This window comes from Nonomuraea sp. NPDC047529, assembly GCF_040642995.1.
Taxonomy (GTDB): Bacteria; Actinomycetota; Actinomycetes; order Streptosporangiales; family Streptosporangiaceae; genus Nonomuraea.
Map to the genome: position 1 here is coordinate 131,436 of NZ_JBEYTJ010000009.1, position 13,046 is coordinate 144,481.

A 13,046-nucleotide genomic window follows, 5' to 3' on the forward strand; every position below is an offset into this window, starting at 1 on the left:
GCGGTTCCACCGATAACATCGGGGTCACCAGGCCGAGTTCTCTTCGCCGTTTGCGCCTGGAATACGAGAGAGTGAGGGCGTGCGCCGACACCGACGAGATCCCCGGGAGAGCAGCCCGCCCGACGACGTGTTCCAGGAGATGGTGCAGGCGGCCCGCGAGCTGCTCGCGGTGCGCAGCCCTCTCGACGCGGAGCTGATGGTCTCAGACATGATCGGGGCCTGGTGGGGCAGGCGGGTCAGGGGCGGTGACGTGGAGCAGGTCCTCGGTGAGGGCCTGGTCGACTACGCGGCCAAGGCCGGCACCCCGGCCTCCCTGACGCTGCTGGTGTGCCTGGCCTACCTGGGCACCGCCCGCCAGGGCGCCAAGGCCGAGGGCGCGGCGCTGGCGATGATGGAGTCGGGCGTGGCCAGGCCCGGATGGGCCGACAAGGTCGGCGCGGTCAAACCCACCGGCTGCTACGTCTCCCGCGACGCCTACGGCGACCAGGACACGGTGATCTGCACGTTCGCCTACCGCTGGAACGAGGCATCGGTGCCCAGCGACCGCCACGCGCTGGTCGTGGTCGTCGACCACAACATGAACGGGATGGCCCGCGACGCGTGGGTGTCCTCGCACGTCGACAACCTGCTGGAGCAGGCCAGGGCCGAGGCGGCGGGCAACCCGATGCTGCTGTTCGAGGAGATCCAGCCCGAGCAGGCCAGGGCGCTGCTGGAGTCGGCCATGAAGGCCACCAGGGAGCCTAAGACGCCGCCGCCGGTGAGCGAGAGCTACAGCGCCTACCACGCCTTCGCCCGGGCCCGGCTCAAGGCGCTGCCGCCGGGCCGCAAGCGTCCGGCGCCGCTGCACATCGAGGCGCCCTACAGCCGCGAGCGGCGGGCCATGCTGGCCGCCGAGTTCCTCGCCTCCGACGCGGCCGAGCACCTGTCGGACCCGTCGGCGGCCTCGCGCTGCGCCGACCACATCATCGACTACGGCTGCGAGCGCGACTTCAACCGGCCGCTGCGGGTCAGCCCGACCAAGTGCGAGACGTTCCTGCTCGACTGGCTGCCGCGCAAGGTGATGCTGAGCGTGGCCGAGCAGGAGGCGATGCCGCACGTGCTGTCGGCGTGGGTGCGCTTCGCCGCGCGCCGCACCGGGCTGCCCGAGCAGGGGCTCAAGGCCACGCTCGACGCGGTGTGGGAGGCCACGGGCAAGTTCCCCGAGGCCTACCGCGACCCGACGTCGTTCGGGCTCGACCGGCCGCTGCTGGAGCGGCTGCTGCCCGACGGCGACCTGTCGGCGCTGGCCAGGCGGGTGTTCGCGTTCCCGTATCTGCAGGGCCGGCACAACGGGATCGACCTCGACCGGCTCAACCCGGCCGACGAGGCCGACCGGCGCACGTTACTCGAGATCGACCACGACGGCGTGATCGACCAGGAGCACCTGGCCTGGCACGAGGAGATCGCGACCCGCCTGTGGGACGGCGACCCGCCGCAGCTGTGGGAGGCCGCCCAGCGCCTGCTCGACCTCGGCCACGACCGCCACGACGTGCTCCACGTGCTGATCGAGATCGCCGAGCGCATCGGCGGCGACCCCGACGAGCTGGCCGCGGCGCTCGACGACATCGCCGACATCCCCGACGAGATCTAGAGTTCGTCCCCATGTCGATGTACCGCAGGCTGGCCCATGGGCGATATCTGGCCTCCGAGCACACCCAGGGGCCGTGGGACCCGGGCACCCAGCACATGGGCCCGGTGGCCGCGCTGATCGCGCACGAGCTCGACCGCACCGCGCCGCGGCCCGGCCTGGCGCTGTCCAGGCTGGCGGTCGACGTGTTCGCCCCGGTCCCCGTCGCCGAGCTGGAGGTCGTCACCGACGTCGTCCGCGACGGCAAGCGGGTGCAGTGCCTGTCGGCGGCCGTGCTGTCCGGCGGACGGGAGTACGCCAGGGCCACCGCGTGGCGCATCCGCGAGACGGACACGCCCGCCACCCCGGCCGCGCAGCCGCCCGCGCCCGTGCCGCCGCCCTCGCCCGAGCACGCGGAGTCCTACCTGGTGTCGGGCTTCGGCTACGGCAGGGCGTTCGACTGGCGGTTCGCCGCCGGCGGCCCGATGCTGACCGGCCCGGCCACGGTGTGGGGCAGGCTGACCGTGCCACTGGTGGAGGGCGAGGAGATCACCCCGTTCGAGCGGCTGGCCGCGTTCGCCGACAGCGGCAACGGCGTGAGCCCGGCCGTCGACTTCGCCACCCACCTGTTCGTCAACGTCGACCTGACGATCTCGCTGTTCCGCACCCCGGTCGGCGAGTGGACCTGCATGGACGCGGCCACCGCGATCGGCCCGTCCGGCCGCGGCCTGACCCGGACCACCCTGTACGACGAGCGCGGCGAAGTCGGTGCGGCGACTCAGACGTTGTTCGTCGCGCCGAGGTAGCGCTGCCGCCATGATGGGGGGATGGCGATCGACCTCAACGCCGACCTCGGTGAGGGTTTCGGCATCTGGCGGCTCGGCGACGACCTCGCGCTGCTCGACATCGTCACCAGCGCGAACGTCGCCTGCGGCTTCCACGCGGGCGACCCCGTGACGATCAGGCGCACGTGCGCGGCGGCCGTCGACCGCGGCGTGTCGATCGGCGCGCAGGTGTCCTACCGCGACCTGGCCCACTTCGGCCGCAGGGAGATGGAGGTCGAGCCCGAGGAGCTGTGCGCCGAGGTGCTCTACCAGCTCGCCGCCGTCGACGGCATCGCCAGGGCGATGGGCGGCCGGGTGTCCTACGTCAAGCCGCACGGCGCCCTGTACAACCGCATCTGCCGCGACAAGGAGCAGGCGGCGGCGGTGATCGACGCGGTCGCCGACTACGACCCCTCGCTGCCGGTGCTGACGCTGCCGGTGTCGGTGGTGCACGAGGTGGCCGCGGCGGAGGGCGTCCCGACGGTGAGCGAGGCGTTCGCGGACCGGGCGTACACGGCGGCGGGGGCGCTGGTCTCGCGGCGGGAGCCGGGGGCGGTCATCCACGACGTGGCGGCGGTGACCGCGCGGGCCCGCCAGATGGCCCTGGAAGGCTCCGTGGCGGCCGTCGACGGCAGTCCGGTGTCCGTCTCCGCCCGTTCGCTGTGCGTCCACGGAGACACGCCTGACGCCGTCGGGCTGGCCCTTGCGGTGCGCAACGACCTGCTGGCGGCCGGAGTGGTCCTGCAGGCGTTCGCGTGATCCGTACGGCGGGAGAGCACGCGCTGCTCGTCGAGACCGGGTCGCTGGCGGCCTCCCACCGGCTGGACGCGGCCCTGCGCGCCGACCGGCCCGACGGGGTCGTGGAGATCGTGCCGGGGCCGGAGACCGTGCTCGTGGTGGCTCCCGGCGCGGACCGGGAGCGGTTGCGGGCCCGGCTGGCGGCCGTCGCCGGGCAGGCGGGCGGGCCGCCAGGGGGTGCCGTGGCCGGGCCGGTGGTGACGATTCCGGTCGTCTATGACGGGGCCGATCTCGATTCCGTCGCGTCGCTGGCCGGGATCTCGGCCGAGGAGGTGGTCGCCCGGCACACCGGGCGCGAGCTGGTGGTCGGGTGGCTGGGGTTCGCCCCCGGGTTCGCCTATCTGACCGGGCTCGACCCGGTGCTGGAGCTGCCCCGGCTCGACACGCCGCGCACGTCGGTGCCGGCCGGGTCGGTGGCGGTCGCGGGGCCGTACTCGGCGGTCTACCCGACCGCCTCGCCCGGGGGGTGGCGGCTGCTGGGGCGCACGACCACGCGGGTGTGGGACGTGTCGGCCGATCCGCCGTCGCTGTTCCGGCCGGGGATGCGCGTGCGGTTCGAGCGAGCATGATCGAGGTGATCGCGCCGGGCCCGTACGCGACCGTCCAGGATCTGGGGCGGCCCGGCCACGCCCACCTGGGGGTGCCGCGCTCGGGGGCGGCCGACGCGCCGAGCCTGCGGCTGGCCAACCGGCTGGTGGGCAACCGGGAGGACGCGGCGGGCGTCGAGGTGACGTTCGGCCAGGCGCGGCTGCGCTTCCGCGAGGGGGCGTGGGCGGCGCTGACCGGCGCTCCGGCAGGGGCGCGGATGGGGGTGCCGTTCTGGGTGCCGCCGGGGGGCGAGCTGCGGCTGGAGGCGCCGGAGTGGGGGCTGCGCACGTACGTGGCGGTGCGCGGCGGGATCGCGGTCGAGCCGGTGCTGGGCAGCCGGTCGACCGACTCGTTGTCGGGGCTCGGCCCCGAGCCGCTGCGGGCCGGGACGCTGCTGCCGGTGGGCGGGTTCGCCGTCGAGGACATCTCGGTGGACCTGGCGCCGCCGCCGGGGCCCGCGCCGGCCGTGCTGCGGGTGCTCGCCGGGCCGCGGGACGACTGGTTCGTCCCGGGGGCGCTGGAGGCGCTGTGCGGGGGGCCGTACGCGGTGAGCCAGGACAGCAACCGCGTCGGGGTGCGGCTGCGCGGGCCCGGGCTCGCGCGGGCCAGGCAGGGCGAGCTGCCGAGCGAGGGCATGGTCGCCGGGGCGGTGCAGGTGCCGCCGGACGGGCAGCCGATCGTGTTCCTCGCCGACCACCCGCCCACGGGCGGCTACCCGGTGATCGCGGTGGTGCGGCAGGCCGACCTGCCGGTCGCGGCGCAGCTCCGGCCCGGCGACGAGGTGCGCTTCACAACGCGACCCGGCCGCTGACGCAGGTGACCACCGCCCCGCCGACCCACACGTCCCGATCGTCGGCGGTGACGCGCACACGCCCCGCCCGGCCGAGCGCGGTCCCCTGGCCCGCCGTGTACGGCGCCTTCACCCGTCCCGTACGCAGCAGGAACTGGGCCAGCGACGCGTGCAGGCTGCCGGTCACCGGGTCCTCGACGTCGGGGGCGAAGACGCGCACCTCGTAGGCGTACGGCGAGCCCTCCCGGCACGGCCCGGCCACGCCGACCATGTGCTCGATCACGCCCGGCCGCAGCTCCAGCACCTCCTCGGCGGCGGCCAGCAGCACGACCACCCAGCCGGGCCCGTTGTCGGCCCACTCGACGGCCAGCATGCGGTCGCGTCCGATGCGCAGGCTCTCGGCGAGACGCTCGGCGAGCTCCTCCTCCACGGGCCCCGACCGCACCAGCTCGGGGGCGGCGAAGGCGAGCCCCTCGTCGGTCCTGCGCACCCGGATCAGCCCGGCGCCGCACTCCTGGACGACCTGCGCCTCGTCGCGCGGCCGCCCGCCCGCCTCCAGCCAGGCGTGGCAGGTGCCCAGCGTCGGGTGCCCGGCGAACGGCAGCTCGCCGCTCCCGGTGAAGATCCGGACCCGGTAGTCGGCCTCGGGCACGGTCGGCGGCAGCACGAACGTCGTCTCGGACAGGTTCGTCCAGGCGGCGAAGCGCTGCATCTCCTCGGTGTCCAGCCCCTGGCCGTCGAGCACGACCGCGAGCGGGTTGCCGCGATAGGGGACGGAGGTGAACACGTCGACCTGACGGAATGCACGTTGCATACGCGCAGTCTCGCCGACGGGGCTTCCGCCGGTAACCCCTGCGCGCCCACACTGGACCCTGTGGCGGACTACGACGTGTTGGTGCTCGGTTCCGGTCCCGGCGGGCAGAAGGCGGCCATCGCGGCGGCGAAGCTGGGCAGGCGGGTGGCCGTCGTCGAGAAGCGGAACATGATCGGCGGCGTCTGCATCAACACCGGCACGATCCCCTCCAAGACGCTGCGCGAGGCGGTCCTCTACCTCACGGGCCTGAACCAGCGCGAGCTGTACGGCGCCAGCTACCGCGTCAAGGACGAGATCACGGTCGCCGACCTCGGGATGCGCACCCAGCACGTGATCGGCCGCGAGGTCCAGGTGATCCGCAGCCAGCTCGCCCGCAACCACGTCACGGTCCTGCCCGGCACCGGACGCTTCCTCGACCCGCACACCGTCGGGATCAGCGGCGAGGAGGAGCGCAAGGTCACCGCGGACCGGATCGTGATCGCCACCGGCACCTCCCCCGCCCGCCCGGACAGCGTGCAGTTCGACGAGCGCACGGTCATCGACTCCGACGCGATCCTGCACCTGGACCGGGTGCCCGAGACCATGGTGGTCGTCGGCGCGGGGGTCATCGGCATCGAGTACGCCTCCATGTTCGCCGCCCTCGGCACCAAGGTGACCGTGGTCGAACGGCGTGAGCGCATGCTGGAGTTCTGCGACCTGGAGATCGTGGAGGCGCTCAAGTACCACCTGCGCGACCTGGCGGTGACCTTCCGGTTCGGCGAGCACGTCGCCGCCGTCGAACGCCGCCCGCGCGGCGCGCTGACCCTGCTGGAGAGCGGCAAGCGCATCCCCGCCGACTGCGTCATGTACTCGGCGGGACGCCAGGGCAGGACGGCCGAGCTGAACCTGGAGGCCGCCGGGCTGGCCGCCGACGACCGTGGCAGGATCCGGGTGGACGAGCACTACGCCACGGCCGTGCCGCACATCTACGCGGTCGGGGACGTGATCGGCTTCCCCGCGCTGGCCGCCACCTCGATGGAGCAGGGCCGGGTGGCCGCCCAGCACGCCTGCGGGGAGCCCGTGGAGGAGCTGCGGGAGCTGCCGCCCATCGGCATCTACACCATCCCGGAGATCAGCTTCGTCGGGAAGTCGGAGGACGAGCTGACCCGCGACCGGATCCCGTTCGAGGTGGGCATCTCGCGCTACCGGGAGCTGGCCAGGGGGCAGATCATCGGCGACTCGTACGGGATGCTCAAGCTGCTGGTCTCCTCCGAGGACCGGCGGCTGCTGGGCGTGCACGTGTTCGGCACGGGCGCGACCGAGCTGGTGCACATCGGCCAGACGGTGATGGGCTGCGGCGGGACCGTCGACTACCTGGTCAACGCGGTGTTCAACTATCCGACGCTGGCGGAGTCGTACAAGGTGGCGGCGCTGGACGCGATGAACAAGATGCGGGTGGTGGCCCGGCTCACGGCCGACACGTGACCTTATCCCCGCACATTTCAGAAATGTCGGTCCTGGTCGCTACGCTCCTCGGTGGTTCATCTACGGGAGGCGTACGTGCGCAGCGAGGCCGCGGGGAGGTGGCTGCCCGCGTTCCTGCTGCTGGCCGCCATCTGGGGCAACAGTTTCTTCTTCATCAAGATCGCGGTGGGGGCGCTGCATCCGCTGCAGGTGTCGTTCGGCCGCATGGCGGTCGGCGCGGCCACCCTGCTGATCGCGCTCGCGGTCACCCGGCGAGCGCTCCCCCGCGACCCGCGGCTGTGGGGGCACTTCCAGATCGCCTCCGTCGTGCTCACCACGCTGCCCTTCACCCTGTTCGCCTACGGCGAGCAGTACGTCTCCTCGGTCGTCGCCGCCATCTGGAACGCCACCACGCCCCTGTGCACGCTGGCCTTCACCCTGGTGCTGCGCGCCGAACGGGCGACCGCCGCGCGGGCGGCCGGGCTCGGCCTCGGGTTCGCGGGCGTCATGGTGGTGCTCGGGGTGTGGCAGCCCATGGCGGGCGGGCAGCTCGGCGGCAGCCTGGCCTGCTTCGGCGCGGCGCTCTGCTACGGGATCGGCGGGGCGTACATGGGGCGGTTCATCACCGGGCGGCGTCCCGAGCCGCCGGTGGTGCTGGCCGCCGGGCAGCTCCTGACGGGCGCGGCCCAGCTCGCGGTGATCACGCTGGTGGCGGGCGTGCCGCTGGTGGACACCGCGGCGCCCGCCGAGGTCTGGTGGAGCATGCTGGCCCTCGGCGGGCTCGGCACGGGCGTGGCCTACCTGCTGCTGTACCGGGTGCAGACCATGGCGGGCGTGACGACGACCTCGACGGTGACGTACCTGCTGCCGGTGTTCGCGGTGATCTCGGGCGTGCTGCTGCTCGACGAGACGATCACCTGGAACCAGCCGGTGGGCGCGCTGGTCATCCTGCTGGCCATCGCGCTCACCCAGGGCGCGCTGCGCGTGCCCGCCCGCTCAGCCCTCCGATGAGGGACGGCGGCCTCGGGGCGCGGGCTTCTTGCGGCCGGCCACCAGCGTGTCGCCCGGGACCGGAGCCGGATCGGGCGCGGGCTCCTCGGCCGCCGGCGGCTTGACGGGCCGCGTACGGGGCCGGGGGTGCGGCGCGGTGTCCGCCATGGGCGAGGGGACGTCCTCGGCCCGCGGCGCGGCGTCCTCGGCCGGCTTCGACTGCCGCGCGGGCGCGTCGGAGTCGCGCAGCGAGGCGAGCACCCGGTCGGCCTCGGCGTCGGCGGCGAACTCGTCGGCCGCCTCCGACTCCCGCCTGCGGATCACGACCATGTGGTCGACCGACAGCCGCCCCGCGCCCACGACGGCGAGCAGGATGGAGGCCGTTCCGAGGAGGATCAGCTCGTTCAGGCTGATGGGGTTGAGCGGCGGGGCGACCAGGAAGACGCCGAGCGCCTCGGCGAACAGGATCAGCCCGGTGACGGCGACGCCCAGCCCGGCGATGAGCAGCGCGCCGCCGATCAGCTCGGTGAGCATGGTGACCGTGGCCCATGCGCCGGGCGCCGGGGCGCCCTGCTGGAGGAACTTCGCGCCGGTGGCGGTGAGCCCGTCCTCCAGCTTGGTCCAGCCGTTGGCGAAGAAGATGCCGCCCACCCCGACGCGGGCGACTAAGGCGGCGACATCACGCAGGGCCTGTTTCACGGTACTTGTCTGCCCTGATCGGGCCATGGCACACCTCAATCACGGCTGAGCAGCATGGCCACCGCGACGGCGGTCAGGCTCAGCAGGACGACGCTCACGACCACGGTCGTGTGCAGGGCGTTGACGAAGGCCCAGCGTGCGGCGTCGAGCAGCGCGTCGCCGGTGCTGCCGCCGATCTCGCGGGCGACGTGGGCGGCTCCGGCCAGCGACTGCCGCGCCTGGTCCATGCCGCCCGCGGACACTCCGGGCACGGCGGGCAGCGCGGGCGCGTAGGCGATCGTGGTGATCGTGCCGAGTACGGCGACGCCGAGGCCCGCGCCCAGCTCGTACGCGGTCTCCTCGATGGCCGCGGCCCCGCCGGCGCGGGACTCGGGGACCGAGGACATGATCGTGTCGGAGGCGGCCAGCAGCGCCACCTGCACGCCGAACCCGATGCCCACGAAGCAGACCGCCAGCATCACGGGATGGCCCTCGACGCCCCAGCCGAGCGTGGGCGTCAGGGCCAGCGCGACGAGCCCGAGGCCGCCGCTCATGGTGGCGCGCATGCCGATCCTGGGCAGGAGGTGGGCCGCCGCGAGCCCGCCGGTGATCGCCGACAGCACCAGCGGCAACATCCTGACCGCCGCGCGCAGCGGGCTGTCGCCCAGCACGAGCTGGAGGTACTGGGCCAGCATGAGCTGGAGGCCGACCAGCGCGAACACGCCCAGCAGCACGCCGGCCACGCCGGTGGTGAACTCGCGCCGCCGGAACAGGGCCAGCTCCAGCAGTGGCGCCGGCAGGCGGGACTGGCGGCGTACGAACGCGACCAGCAGCCCCGCCCCCGCGAGGAACACCAGCACCGAGGCCCAGAACGGCAGCAGGCTCCCCGACCCGGCCTCCTTCAGCCCGAAGGCCAGGGCCAGCAGGCCGAGCACCGACAGCACGGCGCTCGGGGAGTCCCAGGGGCGTTCCCTGCGCAGCGGCGACTCCGGCAGCAGCCGGACGGCCAGGGGCAGCAGCACCAGCAGGATCGGCACGTTGATCAGGAAGACCGCGCCCCACCAGACGCCGACCAGCACGCCGCCGATCAGCGGGCCGACCGCCGCCCCGGCCGCCGCGACCGCGCTCCAGACGCCGAGCGCGACGGCCCGCTCGCGCCGGTCGGTGAAGACCTGGCGGATCAGCGAGAGCGTGGCCGGCATGATCATGGCGCCGCCGACGCCGAGCAGCGCCCTGGCCAGGATCAGGGTCAGCGGCGTGGGCGCGAACGCCGCCCCCGCCGAGGCCAGGCCGAACAGCACGAAGCCGCCCAGGACCAGCCGCTTGCGCCCGTAGCGGTCGCCGAGCGTGCCGAACACGATGAGCAGCGGCGCGACGACGAGCGAGTAGATGTCGATGATCCACAGGAGCTGGACGGCGGACGGCTCCAGCGCGGCCGTGAGCGCGGGCACCGCGATGTGCAGGACGGTGGCGTCGACCGTGATCAGCAGCAGGCTCAGGCAGAGCAGGACGAGGACGGCCCAGCGGTTGTCCCGAGGCAGGCGATCGGCACGCCGTACGAGGGGTGCGGCCTGTGTGACGGTCATGGGCCTCCTCGCAGGCCGATCCGGTCACCTGGGCCTGCACCTGCAGAATGGTCGAAAGCGGCGGAACTCGCGGGGGGCGATCTCGTGCCCTCTCCTGCCGCGGCTCTCCACTCCGGCTTGCGTGGCAGCTTAGGCCATGCCAGGCGCCTGGCATAGCGGTATCGGCCGATCCACGACAGCCCCCACCTCTCTAGAGAGATACAGCAATATGTCCGTATCTATCCATCGCGCATCCGTCGCCGGATCATGGGAGCCGTGGGGAACGATGGACGTGCCGGGAAAGACGATATTTCCGATAAGTCCCCACGCGAGTGGTGCACCGAGGCTCTGACCAGGCTGAACGCCGGCCGTCCCGAGTCGGCGTTGGAGGCCGCGCGCCGGGCGGCCGACCTCGACCCCGGCGACGAATGGGCCCACCGCCTCGTCAGCCTGGCCCACGAGCGCCTGGGCCGCGACGCCGACGCCCTTCCCCCGGCCGAGCGCGCGGCGGACCTCGCACCCGGCTCCTGGTCCGCGCGCGTGCGCCTGGCCTCCATCGCCCGCCGGATCCCCGGCCGCTGGTCCGAGGCGGTCTCCGACGCCGTCCTGGCCGCGCGGTTCGCGCCCGAGGAGGCCGATCCCGAGGTCCTGCTCGGTGACCTGGCGCTGCTGCGCGACGACCATCCGGAGGCCGAGCGGGCCTACCGCGCCGCGCTGGCCAGGGCACCGGCCCATCCGCAGGCCCGCGTGAACCTGGCCCTGTGCCTGCTGCGCTGGGGCCGTCCGCGCCCGCACCACGACCCGGCCTGGCCGGTCGACCCGCGCCAGACGGGACGGGCCAGGCGGGCGCTGGAGGTCTGGGCCCGCCAGGTCAGGCTGCTGCTCGCCCTGGCCGTGATCGCCGTCGCGGCGGCCGCGCTCGCCCTCGACGCGGCGGCGTGGGCCCGGGCGGGCGGGTTCGCCGCGCTGGCCGCGCTGGTGCCGCTGACGGTCCGGCAGGCGCGGCGGGTGGGGGTGTGGGCGTACGTGCCGGCCATGGCCGGGCGTGATCCCTGGCTGGGCGCGGCCGTGGTGTCGGCGGGGCTGTCGGTGCCGGCGTTCGCGGCCTGGCTGCTGCTGGGCGCGGTGCCGGCGGCGCCGTCCTGGCTGGATCCGGTCTGGGCGGGGCTGGCCGGGATCGTGGTGCTGATGTGGCCGGCGCTGGCGGTCGTGCGGGTGCTGGCGGAGGCGTGGCGGGGGCGGCCGCTGCCCGCGCTGGCCGAGCTGGGGTCCGTCCCGGGCGAGCGCACGGCGGCCAGGAACGCCGGCGTGACGTTGTGGATCGTCCTCGTCAGGACCTGGTCGGTGCTGGTGCCGCTGGTGGGCGGGGCGCTGGTGGTCGAGCCCAGGGCCGCGGTGGCGGCGGTGGCGGTGCCGTTCCCGATGGTGCGGGCCTGGCTGCGCGCCCGCGGCAGGGGCGACGGGTGGCTCCTGGCCGCGGGCTGCCTGGTGGCGCTCGCCGCCCTCGGCTGCGCCGTGGGGGGCGCGCTGGGGTCGGCCTGGGGCTGGCGGGTGGGACTGGGCGCGCTGGGCGCGGCGATGGCGGTGTACGCGGTGCGCGCCCTGCGCTCGTGGTGGCGCGGCGCGCCGGGGCCCTGGCGGGCCTCCCTCGTCATGTGCGATCTGCCCATGGGCGGCGCGCCCTCGGTGGCGCTGCCCTCTGAGGTACGCCAGGCGTTCTCCTACGCCAGGAGCCTCGTCCTGGCCTACGGCGACCCCATGGGCCCCCGGGTCGTCGGCGCGGCCGGGTCCGTCACCTCCTCCGGCGAGCTGCGGCTGATCGCCGGGCCCGAGGCGTGGGAGGGCGTCGAGGCCGACCCGCGCGTCGCGGTGTTCGCGGCCGACCCGCTGCAACGGCGGTTCTGGGTCGAGGTACGGGGCATCGCCCGGCCCGGCCCCGACGTCCTGCGCGTCACCCCCAAGCAGGTGCTCGTCGGCGAGTTCCCCGGCCGGCACCAGCGACGGTGACTAGAGTTTTGTTCTATGCGGACTCTGCGAACCCCCGAAGAGCGCTTCGCCGGCCTGCCCGACTTCCCCTACGAGCCCCGCCACGCCGACCTGCCGGACGGCCCGCGCATGGCCTACGTCGAGGCGGGCCCCGCGGACGGCGAGCCGGTCGTCCTGCTGCACGGCGAGCCGAGCTGGTCCTTCCTCTACCGCCACGTCATGCGCGAGCTGGCCGCGGCCGGGCTGCGCGCGATCGCCCCCGACCTGATCGGCTTCGGCCGCTCGGACAAACCGGTGGACCCGGCCGAGCACACCTACGCCAGGCACGTGGAGTGGACCCGCGCGCTGCTGTTCGACGCGCTCGGCCTGGACGGCGTCACCGTCGTCGGCCAGGACTGGGGCGGGCTGATCGGGCTGCGCATCGCCGCCGAGCACCCGGAACGCGTGGCCAGGATCGTGGCCGCCAACACGGGGTTGCCCTCGGGTGACATTCCCATGCCCGACGTCTGGCACCGCTTCAAGGACACCGTCGCCGCGGCCCCCACGCTGGACATCGCCCGCCTGGTCCAGGCCGGCTGCCGGACGCGGCTCAGTGACGAGGTGCGGGCGGCCTACGACGCGCCGTTCCCGGACGAGTCGTACAAAGCGGGCCCGCGTGTCATGCCCGGTCTCGTGCCGGTCACGCCCGACGACCCCGCCGCGCCCGCCAACCGCGCTGCCTGGCAGATCCTCACGACGCTCGACCGCCCGTTCCTGGTGGCCTTCTCCGACGGCGACCCCATCACCGCCGGCATGGCGCCCATCATGCTCAAGGCCGTCGCGGGCACGGCCGGGCTGTCCCATCCGGTGATCGCCGGCGCCGGACACTTCCTCCAGGAGGACGCCGGCCCCGAATTCGGACGTTTGATCGCCCGTTTCGTGACCTCCACCTAGCGTGTCAGGCCCGCCCAATCGTCGGTCGGGT

Annotated in this window: 12 protein-coding genes; 9 read left to right on the top strand and 3 right to left on the bottom strand. The window is 74.1% G+C overall.

Annotated elements, in window-relative coordinates:
* The first annotated feature begins 139 nt into the window (after positions 1 to 139).
* From ABZ815_RS16770 to ABZ815_RS16790, 5 genes are read left to right on the top strand one after another with little or no spacing between them, the layout of a single operon-like run.
* Positions 140 to 1,630, top strand: a complete 1,491-nt coding sequence (locus tag ABZ815_RS16770; protein ID WP_357698941.1) for a hypothetical protein — start codon at positions 140 to 142, stop codon at positions 1,628 to 1,630.
* Positions 1,631 to 1,641: 11 nt separating this feature from the next.
* Positions 1,642 to 2,412 carry a thioesterase family protein gene (locus tag ABZ815_RS16775; RefSeq protein ID WP_357698575.1) on the top strand — a complete coding sequence of 257 codons (771 nt, stop codon included), beginning with the start codon at positions 1,642 to 1,644 and terminating at the stop codon, positions 2,410 to 2,412.
* Positions 2,413 to 2,433: 21 nt separating this feature from the next.
* Positions 2,434 to 3,189 (top strand): 5-oxoprolinase subunit PxpA, encoded by a 756-nt coding sequence (locus ABZ815_RS16780; protein ID WP_357698578.1) that lies wholly within the window; start codon positions 2,434 to 2,436, stop codon positions 3,187 to 3,189.
* Positions 3,186 to 3,797 carry an allophanate hydrolase subunit 1 gene (locus ABZ815_RS16785; protein WP_357698581.1) on the top strand — a complete coding sequence of 204 codons (612 nt, stop codon included), beginning with the start codon at positions 3,186 to 3,188 and terminating at the stop codon, positions 3,795 to 3,797. Before ABZ815_RS16780 ends, ABZ815_RS16785 begins: the two co-directional genes overlap by 4 nt.
* Positions 3,794 to 4,627 carry a biotin-dependent carboxyltransferase family protein gene (locus tag ABZ815_RS16790; protein ID WP_357698584.1) on the top strand — a complete coding sequence of 278 codons (834 nt, stop codon included), beginning with the start codon at positions 3,794 to 3,796 and terminating at the stop codon, positions 4,625 to 4,627. Before ABZ815_RS16785 ends, ABZ815_RS16790 begins: the two co-directional genes overlap by 4 nt.
* Here ABZ815_RS16790 and ABZ815_RS16795 read toward each other — a convergent pair.
* The gene (locus ABZ815_RS16795) at positions 4,605 to 5,420 is read right to left on the bottom strand and encodes a PhzF family phenazine biosynthesis protein (RefSeq protein ID WP_357698586.1); all 816 of its coding nucleotides are present in this window, start codon (positions 5,418 to 5,420) and stop codon (positions 4,605 to 4,607) included. The two genes, ABZ815_RS16790 and ABZ815_RS16795, sit on opposite strands and share 23 nt — an antisense overlap.
* 60 nt (positions 5,421 to 5,480) lie before the next feature.
* On the opposite strand from ABZ815_RS16795, the gene sthA reads away from it, so the two are divergent.
* Positions 5,481 to 6,884, top strand: coding sequence for a Si-specific NAD(P)(+) transhydrogenase (sthA, locus tag ABZ815_RS16800; RefSeq protein ID WP_357698588.1), 1,404 nt, complete (start codon positions 5,481 to 5,483; stop codon positions 6,882 to 6,884).
* 51 nt (positions 6,885 to 6,935) lie between these two features.
* The gene (locus ABZ815_RS16805; RefSeq protein WP_357698590.1) at positions 6,936 to 7,874 is read left to right on the top strand and encodes a DMT family transporter; all 939 of its coding nucleotides are present in this window, start codon (positions 6,936 to 6,938) and stop codon (positions 7,872 to 7,874) included.
* Here ABZ815_RS16805 and ABZ815_RS16810 read toward each other — a convergent pair.
* Both ABZ815_RS16810 and ABZ815_RS16815 read right to left on the bottom strand, forming a co-directional pair.
* Complete coding sequence (locus ABZ815_RS16810) at positions 7,860 to 8,552, bottom strand: DoxX family membrane protein (RefSeq protein WP_357698592.1); 693 nt, start codon at positions 8,550 to 8,552, stop codon at positions 7,860 to 7,862. The two genes, ABZ815_RS16805 and ABZ815_RS16810, sit on opposite strands and share 15 nt — an antisense overlap.
* A 35-nt stretch (positions 8,553 to 8,587) precedes the next feature.
* The gene (locus ABZ815_RS16815; protein ID WP_357698595.1) at positions 8,588 to 10,117 is read right to left on the bottom strand and encodes an MFS transporter; all 1,530 of its coding nucleotides are present in this window, start codon (positions 10,115 to 10,117) and stop codon (positions 8,588 to 8,590) included.
* Between the two features lie 255 nt (positions 10,118 to 10,372).
* Between ABZ815_RS16815 and ABZ815_RS16820 the strand changes: the two genes are divergently transcribed.
* Positions 10,373 to 12,103: a tetratricopeptide repeat protein gene (locus tag ABZ815_RS16820; RefSeq protein ID WP_357698598.1), complete on the top strand. Its 1,731-nt coding sequence runs from the start codon at positions 10,373 to 10,375 to the stop codon at positions 12,101 to 12,103.
* Positions 12,104 to 12,118: 15 nt separating this feature from the next.
* Positions 12,119 to 13,015: a haloalkane dehalogenase gene (locus tag ABZ815_RS16825; protein ID WP_357698600.1), complete on the top strand. Its 897-nt coding sequence runs from the start codon at positions 12,119 to 12,121 to the stop codon at positions 13,013 to 13,015.
* Positions 13,016 to 13,046: the final 31 nt, after the last annotated feature.